The following is a 15,569-nucleotide window of genomic DNA, read 5'->3' as shown; positions in this document are numbered from 1 at the left end:
GGCCGCAGGATGGCGGCCCCTCTCAGGACGGCATTGATTTACGAATTGAAGACAGCAAAATTCGCGCGGCCGTTGAGAGCTGAGTGTCCACCCGCGTAAGAATACCGATAGGTTCCCCGACGCCCGGGATCGGGATCGGAAGCGCGGTAAGCGTGCCCTGGCGCAGATCGTCCTTCACCGCACCTGAAGGCACAAACCAGACATAGTTGTACTCTACGGTCAGCTGGCGTGAGAGCGAGGCCGAAAGCGTTTCGATGCAGGTTGAAGGCAACTTACAGCCCTGTGACGCGAGCAATGTCTCTGCGTTGTCGCGCGGCACCGTGCCCTGAGGGGAGACCACTGCGGGCCATTCCATCACCCGGCTAAGGGTAATATTTTCATGCAGTAACGGGTGATTAGGGCGGACAACCAGTTTGAGAGACTCAAGAAACAGCAGCTCATAGTTCAGGCCCGTCATCAGCTCAGGATCGGACATACGCCCAATCCCTAAATCCAGTTCCCCGGACTTCAGCCCCGCCAGCAGCATGGTGTTATTCATGGTGCCCACCTGCAGGGTGACATCGCTCTGCTGCTTATGAAACTCGCCGATCACCGCCGGTAAAATACCCAGCGCGGCGGTAGGCAGGGCGCCAATCCGTATCACATCAGAAGGCTGGTCTTCCCGGCGAACAAACGACTGCCCGGCATGATTCAGGGCATCAAGCACTTTCACCGCATGGGTTAAAAACTGCTCGCCGGTGAGCGTCAGCTGGGCGCCTAACCGCCCGCGTTCAAACAGGCGTGTGCCGGTAAGCTGCTCTAGCTCATTGAGGGTTTTGGAGAGCGCCGGTTGGCTCAGATTAAGGGTTTCAGCCGCGCGACCCAGTGTTCCCTGCTGAGCGACGGCCACGAAAGTATGTAAATGGCGCAAGCGAATGCGCTGACTGAAGAGACCATTTTTTTCCATAAGCGATGTTAAAAACAGTCCGGCTTCGCTGACAAGCCCTGTTGTTGAATTTTGATAACTTGATTGCAAAATATTATTAACATTTCGCTATGGCCAGGCACATAACCGATTTAAATCAGAGAAGATTTTTCGGCAATGGTGATGCTAATTTGCTGAAAAGTGACGCCGCTCAGCAGATTTTAACGCGGCCTGTTTTAGTTAATTTTTTGTTAATTTATAATGCGGGGGATAGCCATTCTTCATAACGCAGTGTTATGTAATGTGCTGAAAAAATTACTTTTTAGGCGCTGCAAAGCAGATCACAAAATGGAAATTCTTCCTGATAAGTGATCCACCAGGTTCTACGCTTTCAGCACTATCCACTGGAGGCATGACATCATGGCGAACACCCTCACGGCTGATGAGATTCGGGACAAATTTTCGCAAGCTATGTCGGCGATGTACCAGCAAGAAGTTCCGCATTATGGCACGTTATTAGAGCTTGTGGCCGATGTGAACCTGGCGGTGCTGGAACACGATCCTGAACTGCATCAGCAGTTGGAGAACGCCGACGAGCTGGCCAGGCTTAGCGTGGAACGTCACGGTGCCATTCGCGTTGGCAAAGCCGAAGAGCTGGCGGTTTTAAAGCGGATTTTTGCAGTCATGGGCATGCATCCGGTGGGCTACTATGACCTGTCCCAGGCCGGAGTGCCGGTGCATTCCACCGCCTTTCGCCCGATTGATGACCAGGCGCTGGCCCGCAACCCCTTCCGCGTGTTTACCTCTCTGCTGCGCCTGGAGCTGATTGATAACCTGGAGCTCAGGGCGCGTGCCGCCGCGATTCTGGCTCAACGTGACATTTTTACTCCACGCTGCCGCGAGATGCTGGATCTTCATGATAAGCAGGGCAGTTTTAGCGAAGATGAGGCCAACATGTTCGTGGCCGAAGCGCTGGAAACCTTCCGGTGGCATCAGCATGCTACCGTGGACGCTGAGACTTACCGTGCTCTACACGACGAACATCGCCTGATTGCTGACGTGGTTTGCTTCCGTGGCTGCCACATCAACCATCTTACGCCTCGCACGCTGGATATCGACCGCGTTCAGGCGCTAATGCCGGAGCGTGGCATCTCGCCCAAAGCCATTATTGAAGGCCCGCCTCGCCGTGAGCGGCCGATCTTGCTGCGTCAGACCAGTTTTAAAGCGCTGGAAGAACCTATTTTGTTTGCCGGCGAGCATCACGGTACGCACACCGCACGTTTTGGCGAAATCGAGCAGCGTGGCGTCGCGCTGACGCCTAAAGGCCGGGCTCTGTACGACGAGCTGCTGCTGGAAGCAGGCAACGGCACCGACAACCTTAGCCACCAGCAGCATTTGCAGGAAGTCTTTAGCCGCTTCCCGGACAGCGACGCGCTGCTGCGCCGTCAGGGGCTGGCCTATTTTCGCTACCGTCTGACGCCGGTGGGCGACATGCATCGCCAGTCCATCAAACCGGGCGACGACCCGCAGTTGCTGATTGAGCGCGGCTGGCTTGTCGCGCAGCCGATAGTTTATGAAGACTTCCTGCCGGTCAGCGCTGCAGGTATTTTCCAGTCAAATTTAGGCAGCGACGGTGGGCAACGGCAGCACGGTCACTCCAGCCGCAGCGAATTCGAAACGGCGCTTGGCGCGGCGGTGGCCGATGAATTCAGCCTTTATCAACAGGCGGAGGATCGCAGCAAACGCCGTTGCGGTTTACTGTAAACACGTTACCCTGCTGGGATGTCAGTTACAAGGAACAGCAGATGGAACACGTTGTTAACGTCGCTCAGGGTCAACTGAGCGGCGTCCTCCAGGGGGATATTGCGGTGTATCGCGGTATTCCCTTTGCCATGCCCCCCATTGGAAACCTGCGCTGGCGAGCGCCTCAGCCACCAGAAAACTGGCAAGATATTCGCGTCGCCGATACTTTCGCCCCGGCCTGCTGGCAAAGCCTTGAATACTGTAAAGCCGTCGGCGGCGGCGATCCGGGCCAGTTCTCAGAAGACTGCCTCTACCTCAATATCTGGACACCGGCCAGGCGCGCAGACAAACTGCTGCCGGTGATGGTCTGGCTGCACGGCGGCGGTTATACCATCGGCGCTGGTTCGCTGCCGCCTTACGATGGCGCGGCGCTGGCTTCGCGCGGCGTGGTGCTGGTGACTGTCAACTATCGTCTCGGGCATCTGGGCTTTTTTGCTCACCCTGCGCTGGATGAAGAAAACCTGGATGGCCCAATCCATAATTTTGCCTTACTCGATCAGATAGCCGCGCTGAAATGGGTGAAAGATAATATCGCTGCTTTTGGCGGAGATGCGGCCAACGTTACGCTATTTGGTGAGTCAGCAGGCGCTCGCAGCGTGCTTTCACTGCTGGCGTCGCCTTTAGCCAACGGCCTGTTCCACAAAGGCATTATACAAAGCGCCTACACACTGCCTGATGTCGAACGCCGTAAAGCGCTGAAGCGTGGGGTGGCGGTGGCTGAACATTTTGGGCTGCAAAACGCCAGCGCCGAAGCGCTGCGTTCGCTTCCCGCGAGCGAGCTATGGGCTCTGGAGGCGCCGCTAAACATCGGCCCGACGCCCGTTAGCGGCGATATCGTCCTGCCCGAACCGATGCTGGATACTTTCTTTGCCGGACGGCAGCACCGCATGCCGCTGATGGTCGGCAGCAACAGCGACGAAGCGAGCGTGCTGAGCTACTTCGGCATAGATCCCGCCGGGCAGGTTGAGCTGCTGCGCCGGGAAAAGCGTCTTGGCCTGGAGCTTATCAAACTGCTGTATCCTGGCGTTAAAGGCGATGCTGCGCTGGGGCGTCAGGTTTGTCGGGATATGGCGTTTACCACGCTGGGGTTTGTGGTGATGCAGGCGCAGCAGCGAGCAGGCCAGCCCTGCTGGCGTTATTATTTTGACTACGTGGCGGAGGCCGAACGTGAAACTTACGCCAACGGGACATGGCACGGCAACGAAGTGGCGTATGTCTTTAACACGCTGCAGCTTTCCCCGCCGGCCAGCGAATATGTCAATGAACGGGATCTGCAGTTTGCTGACCATATCGGCGACTACTGGGTAAGTTTTGCCCGCGGCGCCGGAGCGCACGGCAAATCGCTACCTGGGCCAGTGAGCTGGCCCGCCAGCACCAAAGGGCGGGACCGCACGCTGCGGCTGGGCGTTCATCTGCGGGCGCAGTTTAAGGTAGAGAATCGTTTTATGCGGCTGAGAATGCAGTTATTTAAGCGGGTGATGAAACACCATGTCAGCCTGGACTGAGTAACTCATTGCAAAATGCCTCCAGCCCGGCGGCACCTTCGCTGCCGGGTTTGACTGCCAGCCGGTAAGCAGCGCCGGTTTTTACGCTACCGGCAAAAGGCCGTATCAGCCGTCCGGTACGCAGATCCTCGGCCACCAGCGTTTCGTCTGCTATCGCAATGCCAAATCCCTGAATGGCGGCGCTGATCGCCAAATCCATCGTGTCAAAATGCTGATTTTTAGTCATGGCCTGCCACGGAGCCGTGTTAGCGGACAGCCACAATGACCAGTCGGTACGATCGCGAGTGGGGTGCAAAAAGGTTAGCCGCTCCCAGTTGCTCGCCTCCGGCGGCAGCAGCGCCTGACTGATAACCGGCGTCAGCCTTTCTTCAAACAGCAGCGTGCCGCTTTTGGCCTGCTGACCAAACACAATGGCGGCATCAAACGGCTCGTTTTTGAAATTGACGCCGTGCTCCACGGTCGTGGTCAACGCGACCTGAATATCCGGCATACTCTGCTCAAGCTGTATCAGTTTCGGCACCAGCCAGCGCATGGCGCAGGTGGGGGCCTTGAGACGGATAATTTCAGGCTTATGGCAGGCGCGGTCGGCCACGTCCAGCAGCGTGTGGAAGGCGCTCTGGAGATCGGGCAGCAAAGCGCTGCCCTGGGGCGTGAGGCGTAGTCCGCGCGCATGGCGTTCAAAAAGCGCGAACCCCAGCCACTGTTCAAGTGCGGCGATTTTACGGCTGACGGCGCCCTGAGTCAGGCACAGCTCTTTCGCCGCTCTGGTGAGGTTCAGGTGCCTGGCCGTCACCAGGAAAGCATCGAGGGTATTGAGGGGGAAATTACGCCGGGTCATAACGCTCTCCGCTGAGCTATGCATTTTTTGCATGGCTATTATGACAACAATTCGATTGTCGTGGCAATCGCATCCGGATTGAATAGTTATGCAAATCGCATAATGTTCAGGAGCGGCTATGGCCATGCAAACCCCGGTACAACATCGTTCAAAATTACCGGACGTAGGAACCACGATTTTCACGGTGATCGGCCAGCTTTCCGCGCAGCACCAGGCGATAAATCTTTCTCAGGGCGCGCCCAACTTTCCGTGCGACCCGAAATTAATTGCCGGCGTCACCAAAGCCATGCAGGAAGGGCATAACCAGTACGCCCCGATGACCGGTCTGGCATCCCTTAAGCAGCTTATTGCGGAGAAAGTGACGAGCCTTTACGGCGCCGTGTACGACCCTGCAGACGAGGTGCTGGTTACCGCCAGCGCCAGCGAAGGGCTTTATTCCGCTATCAGCGGGCTGGTGCATCCCGGCGATGAAGTTATCTATTTCGAGCCTTCTTTCGACAGCTACGCACCGATTGTCCGCCTGCAGGGGGCCAAACCTGTGGCACTCAAGCTCAGCCTGCCGGATTTCACCGTTAACTGGGACGAAGTGCAGGCGGCTATTACGCCACGCACGCGGATGATTATCGTTAATACGCCGCATAACCCAAGCGGGCAGGTGTTCAGCGCCCATGATCTGGAAATGCTGGCGGCGCTGACTCGTAATACCGACATCGTTATCCTGTCTGATGAAGTGTACGAACACATCGTGTTTGACGGCAAAAAGCACCACGGCATGGCGACGCATCCGCAGCTTGCCGAGCGCAGCGTGATTGTGTCGTCCTTCGGTAAAACCTTCCATGTCACAGGCTGGCGTGTCGGCTATTGTCTGGCGCCGGCGGCGCTGATGGATGAAATCTGCAAGGTGCACCAGTTCCTGATGTTCTCCGCCGACACGCCGATGCAGTATGCGTTTGCCGATTATATGAGCGATCCGCAAACTTATCTTTCACTGGCGGCGTTTTATCAGCGCAAGCGTGATTTAATGCAGTCTCTGCTGGCCGAATCACCGTTTGAACTGTTGCCGAGCGGCGGATCATTCTTCCTGCTGGCCCGCTTCGGGCACTTCAGCGCTGAGTCCGACAGCGAAATGGTGAAGCGATTGATCACCGACTATGGTGTGGCGACGATTCCGCTTTCCGCGTTTTATACCGACGGTACCGACAACAACATTATCCGGCTTTCATTTGCCAAAGATGAAGCCACATTACGGGCGGGCGCTGAGGCGCTGTGCCGGGTTAAGCCACGCTGAAAAGGGGTCATGATGAAAAAAATTTATGCGCTAAGTTTGCTGATTGGGCTGTGTTCTTCGTTTTCTGCGCTGGCCGCCGGCGAGCTGCGCTATGGCCTCGAAGCGGAGTATCCCCCGTTTGAAAGCCGCAACAGCGCGGGCGAACTGGAAGGGTTTGATGTCGAGCTGGGGAAAGCCATTTGCCAGGCGGCCAGCCTCAAATGTACCTGGGTTGAAACGTCGTTTGATTCGCTGATCCCGGGGCTGGTAGCCAAGAAGTTTGATGCGATTAACTCGGCGATGAATATCACCGAACAGCGCCGTAAAAGCATTGATTTTACTCAGCCAATTTACCGTATTCCGTCTCAGCTGGTGGGCAAAGAAGGCAGCGGTCTTGAGGCCACGGCGGAAGGGCTGAAAGGCAAAACCATCGGCGTGCTTCAGGGCTCTATTCAGGAAACCTATGCCAAAGAGCATTGGGAAAAGCAGGGCGTGAACGTTGTCTCCTACAAAGACCAGAATATGGCCTGGGCTGACTTGCTGAATGGCCGCATTGACGCCTCGCTGGTGATGTCCGCTGCGGGCCAGGCGGGCTTCCTCAGCACGCCGCAGGGCAAAGGCTTTGGCTTTATCGGCAAACCGGTGAGCGATGACACCATCCTTGGCAGCGGGATTGGCTTTGGTTTGCGTAAAGGTGACACTGTCACGAAAAAAGAGCTTGATGCGGCCATCGATAAGGTGAAAGCTGACGGCACCGTGACTAAACTTGCGCAGAAGTTCTTTCCTGGCATCGACGTCAGCGTGAAGTAACGCTTAACAGGGCTCGTCGGCATATTGTCTGACGGGCCTTTAGCGCTTTTTTCATCAGGTCATGACGAATTTTTCGGTGATATCTGGTTTCCTGAAAAAAAACCTTCGTTCCTCCCCCAAACGCCTTCTCCGCCCATTGGATTCAATGTGAATTTTGTCTAGAGTGTGCGGTCGTACAGGTAGCAGTCTCTTGCCGCTGTTCTTCCCGTTGGGAGGAACGAAACACATCGACACATAAGGACGATTTCTCAGGCATGAATCGCAGACGTTTTATCCAGGCCTCTATGGCTCTCGCCGCTGCCTGCGGCACGCCAACCCTTGCCACGCTGTTCTCCCGAAGCGCCTTCGCAGCCGAGTCCGGCATTGCGGACGGGCACTCCACCGCCTTTGATTTTGCGGTGCTTCAGGGCATGGCACACGACCTGTCGAAAAAACCGTGGGGAGGCGCGCCGCGAGCGCTGCCGAACACGCTGGCTAACCTGACGCCTCAGGCTTATAACGCCATCCAGTACGACGCCGATCATTCGCTGTGGAACAACATCGAAAACCGCCAGCTTGACGTGCAGTTCTTCCACGTCGGCATGGGGTTCCGCCGCCGCGTCAGAATGTTCTCGCTGGATTCCGCCACCCATCAGGCGCGCGAAATTCACTTCCGCCCGGAATTGTTTAACTACAACAATGCCGGCGTAGACACCAAACAGCTCGAAGGCCAGACGGACCTCGGCTTTGCCGGCCTGAAAGTCTTCAAGGCACCGGAACTGGCGCGCCGTGACGTCGTGTCCTTCCTTGGCGCGAGCTACTTCCGTGCCGTAGACAGCACATATCAGTACGGCCTTTCCGCCCGTGGCCTCGCGGTAGATACCTTCACCGATACGCCGGAAGAGTTCCCGGACTTCACCTCGTTCTGGTTTGAAACGCCGAAGGCCTCCGACACCACTTTTGTGGTCTACGCGCTGCTGGACAGCCCAAGCGTGACCGGGGCGTACAAATTTATTATCAGCTGCGAAGCCGAGCGAGTGGTGATGGAGGTGGACAACCACCTTTATGCCCGTAAAGACGTCAAGCAGTTGGGCATCGCGCCGATGACCAGCATGTTCGCCTGTGGCACCAACGAACGCCGGACCTGCGACACCATTCACCCGCAAATTCACGACTCCGACCGCCTGGCCATGTGGCGCGGTAACGGCGAGTGGATTTGCCGCCCGCTGAATAACCCGCAAAAGCTGCAGTTCAACGCCTTTATGGACGAGAACCCGAAAGGTTTTGGCCTGCTGCAGCTGGATCACGACTTTGCCAGCTACCAGGACATCATGGGCTGGTACAACAAGCGTCCGAGCCTGTGGGTTGAGCCGCGTAACAAGTGGGGCAAAGGCACCGTTGGCCTGATGGAAATCCCGACCACCGGCGAAACGCTCGATAACATCGTCTGCTTCTGGCAGCCGGAAAAACCGGTTAAAGCCGGGGATGAGTTCGAGTTTAAATACCGTCTCTACTGGAGCGGCCTCCCGCCGGTCACCACGGACCTGGCCCGCGTTTACGCCACCCGCACCGGTATGGGCAGCTTCCCGGAAGGCTGGGCGCCGGGCGAGCACTTCCCGGACAAATGGTCCCGCCGCTTTGCCATTGACTTTATCGGGGGCGATTTGAAAGCCGCCGCGCCGAAGGGCATTGAGCCGGTTATTACGCTCTCCAACGGCGAAGCGAAGCAGGTAGAGATCCTCTATGTCGAACCGTTTGACGGCTACCGCATTCTGTTTGACTGGTACCCGACCAACGACTCCACCGACCCGGTCGAGATGCGTATGTTCCTTCGCTGCCAGGGCAAAGCCATCAGTGAAACCTGGCTCTACCAGTACTTCCCGCCGCCGCCGGATAAACGTAAATACGTCGACGACCGCGAAATGCGTTAATCATCCAGCCCCGCCGCCTAAAAGCTGCGGGGCTTTTTTATGCCCGTTTCACCATCTCATTCTCTTATTGCATAAATACTCTTTCATAATGAATTTCTATATATTCACTTTTGGCGCTGTTTTAAATCTCGTGCGTTGATCCAAAAAAGTGACATAAGATGGCTGTCACCTCTAAGCAAAAACGGGAGTCACGAGTGGAACAACAGCAGGCCTGGCAGGATGAAGTGATTGCGGTTAATGATGAAATCGAGCTGCATTCGGTGAACGAGCGGTTTGTTAAGAATGTTTTTGCCCTGGTGCAGCGCAACAAAAGCTGGCTGCAAAAAGCCATGAACTGGCCGCAGTATGTTGTTTCCGAGGACGACACCCGCAAAACGCTGCAGGGGAACTATGTTCTCCATCATAAGGGCTACGCGAAGATGTTTATGATCTTTTATCGCGGCGAGCTGGTGGGCGTCTTTTCCTTCAACCAGATAGAACCGACCAACAAAACGGCCTACATCGGCTACTGGCTAAGCGAAGATATGCAGGGGCAGGGAATAATTTCTGCCGTGATCGAAGCCGCGATTAGCACGTACGCGCGGGAAGGGACGGTGCGCCGGTTTGTTATCAAATGCATTGTCACTAACCAGGCCAGCAACCGGGTGGCACAGCGCAACGGTTTCACCCTTGAAGGCTGCCTGAAGCAGGCCGAATTCCTGAACGACGAGTTCCACGATCAAAATATTTACGGGCGCATCGTCGATTAAAATATCCCGTAAAACGGCGTGCGGGTGATTCGCTGCACGCCGTTAATATCTTTCATGCCGCGCAGATGGATCGGTTCGCCGCCAACACCTTCCACCGCCGCCTCGTCATAAATTTGCACGTTGTTTTCGATTAGCACGTTACCCATCACTTTCGCCTGGCCGTAGATCTGCACGTTGTTGTCCAGTAGAACAGGGCCACCGATGAGTACCGCATCACCGTATACCTGAACCCGATGCTTTAGCACGCAGTCGCCCTCGATAATGGCGTTGCCGTAAACCCGCGAAGAGTAGCGAATCGTGGGGATCTGGCTGTCGCCGCTGCCGGCAATAATACGTGCGTTACCGGACACCTGCGCACAGTCGCAGATCCAGACGTTGTTCTCTGCATTACCTTCAATAATGGCGTTATCGAAAATGGCCGAACGATGCTCGACAAAGGCATTGTTCACGTGGGCGTGGCCGTAGATTTGCGCCTGGTGAACGATGCGCGAGGCCAGAACCGTGGCGCTCCCGTAGATTTGCAGCCGCATTTCTGTATCTTCGGTCAACCCCAGGACGGCAATCACCTGGCTCTGCTGCAACACGCGGGCCGAGCCGGAGACAGAGCATTCGCCGCTAATGTGGGAATCCTCGACCTGTGCGTTGCCTCCCACTTTTGCACGATGGCAAATTTCAGACTCACCGAGAATTTTCGCGTCATCTTCAACCCGCGCACCGTTCCAGACCAGGGCGTCAGGCTCAAGCCAGCAGGTTCCCGCGTGACTCAGGTTCGCCTCTTCTTCAATCCAGCCGCCGCATTGCCCGGTCTCGACGTTGCCAAAAGCGTAAAGCGCCTCAATTTGCCAGAGCCGAACTTGCCGCTGTTCGCCGTCGTGCGGATAATCATGAAGCCGTGAGTTTTCCGTTAGCCGGTATTTTTTCATCGCCGTTTCTCGCTGTGTCCTGCTGATAAACGTAGCAGGTAATTCACCGGCATAGCGTTCGGCGGCGTAATCGCATAAAATGCATTTAAAATGCATTTTAAAAAATAAACAAAATGAATAAACCGACCGCCGGCAGCTTTATCAATCTTCCCGCAGGCTACTTTGGCATGGTGCTGGGCACCATCGGCATGGGGTTCGCGTGGCGCTATGCCGCTACGATTTGGCCGGTGCCGTCGGCCGTGGGCGAGACACTGGTGGCGCTTGCGGCAGGCATCTGGCTGCTGCTAGCAATAGCGTTTCTGGCGCGTCTGATGCGCTACCCGCACAGCGTGATTGCAGAAATTCATCATCCTTTAATGAGCAGCTTTGTCAGCCTGTTCCCGGCGACAACCATGCTGGTAGCCATCGGCGTGTCGCCTTATCTGCGCCCACTTGCGGTGGTGATGTTTGGTTTTGGAGCCGTGGTGCAGCTTTGTTATGCCGCCTGGCAATCGGCGGGATTGTGGCGGGGCACGCACCCGCAGGATGCCACGACGCCGGGGCTTTATTTGCCTACCGTTGCCAATAATTTTATCAGCGCGATGGCCTGCGGTGCGTTGGGTTATCACGACCTGGGGATCTTGTTCCTTGGGGCGGGCGTTTTTTCCTGGCTCAGCCTGGAACCGGCGATTTTGCACCGTATGCGCAGCGCCGGAGAGATGCCCACGCCCGTGCGCACCTCGCTGGGCATTCAGCTTGCACCCGCGTTGGTGGCCTGCAGTGCTTATCTGGCGGTGAACGGCGGCGTGACGGATTTCTTTGCCAAAATGCTGTTCGGCTACGGCCTGCTGCAGTTGATCTTCATGCTGCGCTTAATGCCCTGGTACCTGGCGCAGCCGTTCAATGCCTCCTTCTGGAGTTTCTCATTCGGTATCTCTGCGCTCGCTACCACGGCGCTCCACCTGAGCGTGGGCAGCGAAGATGGCCTGTTTCACCTCATTGCCGTACCGCTTTTTATTTTTACTAATGTGATTATTGGCCTGCTGCTGGCTCGTACTTTTGTCCTGCTCATGCAGGGAAAATTGATTCTGCGTACCGCACGGCCTGAAAAAAAGGATCTGTTATGACCGAGAAGTCTGAAAGCTACTACAGTGAAAAATACGGCCTGACCGCCACGCATTCTGACGTGCTGAACGCCGTGAAGTACGTTGCGCCGGGCAAAACGCTGGATCTTGGCTGCGGCGGCGGGCGCAACAGCCTGTACCTGAACCAGAAAGGGTTCGACGTCACAGCGTGGGATAAAAACCCGATGAGCATCGCGCGGTTGAACGAAATCATTGAGGCCGAAGGGCTGAAAAACATCGTGACCGCCCAGGTCGATCTTAACCAACTGAGCTTTGACGGCGAGTACGACTTCATTCTCTCCACCGTGGTGATGATGTTCCTGGAGCGCAGCACGATCCCAGGGCTTATCACCAATATGCAGCGCTGCACCAAACCCGGTGGCTACAACCTGATTGTAGCGGCGATGGATACCGAGGATTTCCCGTGCACGGTGGGTTTCCCGTTCGCCTTTAAAGAGGGGGAACTGCGGAACTACTACGAAGGGTGGGAACTGGTGAAGTACAACGAGGACGTTGGTCAGCTGCATAAGACCGATGAGAACGGCAACCGTATTAAGCTGCGTTTTGCCACGATGCTGGCGCGGAAGAAGTAAAGGTTAACCCTCACCCCGGCCTCTCCCTGGAAGGGAGAGGGGGAAATATAGCGTTTTCTGTATGAATTCCCTCGCCCCATTGGGGAGAGGGTTAGGGTGAGGGGAAATTACTTCGCCGCCAGCAGGCAAAGCTTCAGCGCCACATTGTAAGAAGCCTCAAACGCCCGCAGCGGTAAAAACTCAAATCGCGAATGGAAATTGTGCGCGCCGGTAAAGAAATTCGGCGTTAGCAGCCCTTTAGCCGAAAGCGCCGCACCATCCGTGCCCCCGCGCATTGGAATCACCTTCGGCTCAATGCCCAGTTCATCCAGGGCGGCAAAAATCAAATCAATCGCCCGGCGGTCATCGGTAATCGCGTTACTGATGTTGCTGTAGGTATCGCTGAGGCTGAACTCCACGCGCGCGGTCGGATATTGAGCGGCAATCTTCTGCGCCACTTCGCCAATTTGTCGTTTGCGGCGCTCAAAGCTTGCCAGGTCAAAATCACGGATATTCGCTTTCAGCAGCGCTTCGCTTTGTGTAGCCTGAATTCCGTTAAACCAGACGTAGCCTTCACGGCCTTCGGTGTGCTCTGGCGTCTGCTTGCGGTCGAAGTGGCTGATGTAATCCATCGCCATCAGCAGCGGGTTCACCAGCACGCCTTTGGAGGACATCGGATGGCTCGTCACGCCGGTGAACTTCAACTCCGCGTGGGCAGCGTTGAAGTTTTCATACACCACTTCGCCCAGTTCGCAGCAGTCGATGGTCCAGGCGAAGTCCACGTCAAAACGCGCCAGATCCAGCGCTTTTGCGCCACACAGGCCAATTTCTTCATCCGGGACGAAGGCCACCACGATGTCGCCGTGCTGGTGCTGTGGGGTCAGGTTTTCCAGCAGCGTCATCACCACCGTGACGGCGGCTTTATTATCCGCGCCCAGCACGCTGGTGCCGTCGCTGAAGATAATTTCCTCGCCAGGCCAGGCGTTGATTTCAGGGTGTTCCACTGTGCGCAGCCAGATGTCCTCTTTGGCGTTCAGGCATAAATCTTCGCCGGTGAAGCGCAGGATCTGCGGATGAATATCCGGGGAAAGGCCAACGTCGACGGTATCTATATGCGTAATAAAGCCCACGCGCGGCGCGCCAGCCACGTTGCCTTTCTTCACGGCGGTGACCGTGGCGTGCTCATCAATCACAATATTTTCCAGGCCCAGCGTACGCAGTTCTTCCGCCAGCATGCGGGCCATTTCATGTTGTCCGGGGGTGCTGGGCAGGCTGCTGACGCGCGGATCGCTTTGGCTGGTCACCGCCAGATAACGGAAGAAACGTTGGGTCAGCTGCTCGCTGAGCGACGAAGGCATAGTGTTTCCTTATTGTTCGATGTTGTTTGTTGGCAATGTAAATTTAATGTTATTTATTAAGACGCTTTGCACAAGCTTTATTCATTCAGGGTCAGGACAAACACCACAGGAAGACAGCGATGAAAACAAAGATTACAACGCTTGCACTTGCCGTAGCGGCGCTTTCCCTCAGTACCAGCGTGGCGGCCAGCACGTTGGTTTATTGTTCCGAAGGTTCGCCGGAAAACTTCAACCCCCAGCTTTACACCTCGGGCACTAGCGTGGATGCCAGCGCGGTGCCGGTCTACAACCGGCTAGTGGATTTTAAAGTCGGCACCACCGAGCTTCAGCCCAGCCTGGCGGAAAGCTGGGACGTCAGCGAAGACGGCAAAGTCTATACCTTCCATCTGCGCAAAGGCGTTAAGTTCCAGAGTAACAAGTACTTTAAGCCCACCAGAGATTTCAACGCGGACGACGTGATTTTCTCGTTTATGCGCCAGAAAGATCCTAAGCATCCGTACCACAACGTCTCCAACGGCAATTACTCCAACTTTGAAAGCCTGGAGTTCGGCAAACTGATTACCGCTATCGACAAAGTAGATGACCACACCGTGCGCTTCACGCTGGCGCACCCGGAAGCGCCGTTTGTCGCCGATTTGGGCTGGTATTTCGCCTCGATCCTTTCTTCAGAATATGCGGATGTCATGATGAAGGCGGGCACGCCGGAGCGCGTTGATTCCGACCCCATCGGCACCGGGCCGTTTGAGCTGAAGCAGTATCAGAAAGATTCCCGCATTCTGTATACCGCTTTCCCTGATTACTGGCAGGGCAAATCGAAGATTGACCGCCTGGTCTTCTCCATCACGCCGGATGCGTCGATTCGCTACGCCAAACTTGAGAAAAATGAGTGCCAGGTGATGCCGTTCCCGAACCCGGCAGACCTGCCACGGATGAAGGAAAACAAAGACATCAACCTGATGCAAAAAGCGGGGCTGAATACTGGCTTCCTCGCGTTTAACACCCAGAAACCGCCGCTGGATAACGTGAAAGTGCGCCAGGCGCTGGCTATGGCAATTAACAAACCGGCCATTATCGAAGCGGTGTTCCACGGCACGGGCATTGAGGCGAAAAATCTGCTGCCGCCGGGCGTGTGGAGCGCGGACGACAAGCTCAAAGATTACGATTACGATCCTGAAAAAGCCAAGGCGTTGCTCAAAGAGGCCGGGTTTGCCAACGGCATGAGTATCGACCTGTGGGCGATGCCGGTGCAGCGTCCTTATAACCCGAATGCTAAGCGTATGGCGGAAATGATTCAGGCCGACTGGGCGAAAGTTGGCGTCACGGCGAAAATTGTCACCTACGAGTGGGGCGAATACCTCAAGCGGGTGAAGGGCGGTGAGCACCAGGCGGCGCTGATGGGCTGGACGACGGCAACCGGCGACCCGGACAACTTCTTCGGGCCATTGTTTACTTGTACCTCGGCCAACGGTGGCTCTAACTCATCCAAATGGTGCTACCAGCCGTTTGATAAGCTGATTCTTGAAGCCCGCGCGGAAGGCAACCACGATAAGCGCGTGGAGCTATATAAAGAAGCGCAGCAGATGATGCACGACCAGATGCCGGCGGTGATGATAGCCCACTCCACGATTTTCGAGCCGGTACGCAAAGAGGTGACCGGGTATGAGATTGACCCGTTCGGGAAGCATATTTTTTATCAGGTAGAGGTGAAGAAGTAGCTGGCGCAGGGGGAACAGGTGACCGGAACATACCTTCTCTGTAAATTTGGGGATTTTCCGTTCACCCGTAAATCTGTTTTCCATACAAGTTTCCAGCACGGTGAACGTGTCC

General features: G+C 55.9%; 13 protein-coding genes. 9 read left to right on the top strand and 4 right to left on the bottom strand.

Translation table 11 applies throughout. From position 1 onward, the window contains the following. Window positions 1-22: 22 nt before the first annotated feature. The gene (locus tag CNE01S_RS04765) at window positions 23-946 is read right to left on the bottom strand and encodes a LysR substrate-binding domain-containing protein (RefSeq protein WP_061273910.1); all 924 of its coding nucleotides are present in this window, start codon (window positions 944-946) and stop codon (window positions 23-25) included. Window positions 947-1,324: 378 nt separating this feature from the next. Between CNE01S_RS04765 and hglS the strand changes: the two genes are divergently transcribed. Together hglS and CNE01S_RS04755 are read left to right on the top strand one after the other, a co-directional pair. Continuing rightward, entirely contained in the window at window positions 1,325-2,668 is a 1,344-nt protein-coding gene (gene hglS / locus CNE01S_RS04760) for a 2-oxoadipate dioxygenase/decarboxylase HglS (RefSeq protein ID WP_061273908.1), read from the top strand. Window positions 2,669-2,709: 41 nt separating this feature from the next. Beyond that, on the top strand, window positions 2,710-4,212 hold the full coding sequence (locus tag CNE01S_RS04755; protein WP_061273906.1) for a carboxylesterase/lipase family protein: 1,503 nt from the start codon (window positions 2,710-2,712) through the stop codon (window positions 4,210-4,212). Here the strand turns inward: CNE01S_RS04755 and CNE01S_RS04750 are convergent. Continuing rightward, the gene (locus tag CNE01S_RS04750; protein ID WP_061273904.1) at window positions 4,199-5,050 is read right to left on the bottom strand and encodes a LysR family transcriptional regulator; all 852 of its coding nucleotides are present in this window, start codon (window positions 5,048-5,050) and stop codon (window positions 4,199-4,201) included. The two genes, CNE01S_RS04755 and CNE01S_RS04750, sit on opposite strands and share 14 nt — an antisense overlap. Window positions 5,051-5,168: 118 nt before the next feature. Here CNE01S_RS04750 and CNE01S_RS04745 point away from each other — a divergent pair, with 118 nt between their 5' ends. The 4 genes from CNE01S_RS04745 to rimL all read left to right on the top strand — a co-directional run bounded on the left by CNE01S_RS04745 (window position 5,169) and on the right by rimL (window position 9,786). Then, on the top strand, window positions 5,169-6,338 hold the full coding sequence (locus CNE01S_RS04745; RefSeq protein ID WP_061273902.1) for a pyridoxal phosphate-dependent aminotransferase: 1,170 nt from the start codon (window positions 5,169-5,171) through the stop codon (window positions 6,336-6,338). Window positions 6,339-6,350: 12 nt separating this feature from the next. Beyond that, a complete protein-coding gene (locus tag CNE01S_RS04740) occupies window positions 6,351-7,127 on the top strand; it encodes a transporter substrate-binding domain-containing protein (RefSeq protein ID WP_061273900.1) in 777 nt (258 codons plus the stop codon). A gap of 254 nt (window positions 7,128-7,381) precedes the next feature. Further along, a complete protein-coding gene (locus CNE01S_RS04735) occupies window positions 7,382-9,037 on the top strand; it encodes a glucan biosynthesis protein D (protein ID WP_061273898.1) in 1,656 nt (551 codons plus the stop codon). Window positions 9,038-9,231: 194 nt separating this feature from the next. Beyond that, window positions 9,232-9,786, top strand: coding sequence for a 50S ribosomal protein L7/L12-serine acetyltransferase (gene rimL / locus CNE01S_RS04730; RefSeq protein ID WP_245874263.1), 555 nt, complete (start codon window positions 9,232-9,234; stop codon window positions 9,784-9,786). Here the strand turns inward: rimL and ydcK are convergent. Next, a complete protein-coding gene (gene ydcK, locus CNE01S_RS04725; protein WP_061274070.1) occupies window positions 9,783-10,709 on the bottom strand; it encodes a YdcK family protein in 927 nt (308 codons plus the stop codon). The genes rimL and ydcK overlap by 4 nt on opposite strands. Before the next feature lie 113 nt (window positions 10,710-10,822). On the opposite strand from ydcK, the gene tehA reads away from it, so the two are divergent. After that, window positions 10,823-11,815 carry a dicarboxylate transporter/tellurite-resistance protein TehA gene (tehA, locus tag CNE01S_RS04720; RefSeq protein ID WP_061273894.1) on the top strand — a complete coding sequence of 331 codons (993 nt, stop codon included), beginning with the start codon at window positions 10,823-10,825 and terminating at the stop codon, window positions 11,813-11,815. After that, on the top strand, window positions 11,812-12,405 hold the full coding sequence (gene tehB / locus CNE01S_RS04715; protein ID WP_061273892.1) for a tellurite resistance methyltransferase TehB: 594 nt from the start codon (window positions 11,812-11,814) through the stop codon (window positions 12,403-12,405). The genes tehA and tehB overlap by 4 nt, the downstream gene beginning before the upstream one ends. A gap of 107 nt (window positions 12,406-12,512) precedes the next feature. On the opposite strand, the gene pepT is transcribed toward tehB, so the two are convergent. Then, the gene (gene pepT, locus CNE01S_RS04710) at window positions 12,513-13,742 is read right to left on the bottom strand and encodes a peptidase T (RefSeq protein ID WP_061273890.1); all 1,230 of its coding nucleotides are present in this window, start codon (window positions 13,740-13,742) and stop codon (window positions 12,513-12,515) included. A gap of 119 nt (window positions 13,743-13,861) precedes the next feature. Here pepT and CNE01S_RS04705 point away from each other — a divergent pair, with 119 nt between their 5' ends. Further along, window positions 13,862-15,457 (top strand): ABC transporter substrate-binding protein, encoded by a 1,596-nt coding sequence (locus CNE01S_RS04705; protein WP_061273888.1) that lies wholly within the window; start codon window positions 13,862-13,864, stop codon window positions 15,455-15,457. The last annotated feature ends 112 nt before the right edge of the window (window positions 15,458-15,569 follow it).

Origin of the sequence: Cedecea neteri NBRC 105707 = ATCC 33855 (genome assembly GCF_001571265.1) — a bacterium.
GTDB lineage: Bacteria > Pseudomonadota > Gammaproteobacteria > Enterobacterales > Enterobacteriaceae > Cedecea > Cedecea neteri.
This window is presented reverse-complemented; position numbering and strand designations above follow the sequence as displayed.